This is a genomic window from Methylobacterium sp. C33D (assembly GCF_053345825.1).
The window spans coordinates 1-284 of the sequence record NZ_JBKFAV010000247.1; the positions used below are offsets into that span (position 1 = coordinate 1).

A 284-nucleotide genomic window follows, 5' to 3' on the forward strand; every position below is an offset into this window, starting at 1 on the left:
GCGACGCGATCGCAGCGCACGAGGCGAAGCTCACGGCCTACGCACAGGAGCGCCTCGGCGGGATGAATGCCCTGCGCCTGATGGGCACCGCGCCGGGCAAGGGCGGCGTGATCGCCTTCGAGATGAAGGGCGCGCATGCCCACGACATCGCCACGGTGATCGACCGGCAGGGCGTGGCGGTTCGGGCGGGGACCCACTGCGCGATGCCGCTGCTCAACCGCTTCGGCGTCACCTCGACCTGCCGCGCCTCGTTCGGGCTTTACAACACGACCGCCGAGATCGAT

1 protein-coding gene is annotated in these 284 nt (G+C 70.1%); it reads left to right on the forward strand.

All coding sequences use genetic code 11. The features are described 5' to 3' along the window. A partial coding sequence (locus tag ACLBXO_RS32240; protein ID WP_447687971.1) for an aminotransferase class V-fold PLP-dependent enzyme occupies positions 1–284 on the forward strand: 284 nt, incomplete at both ends.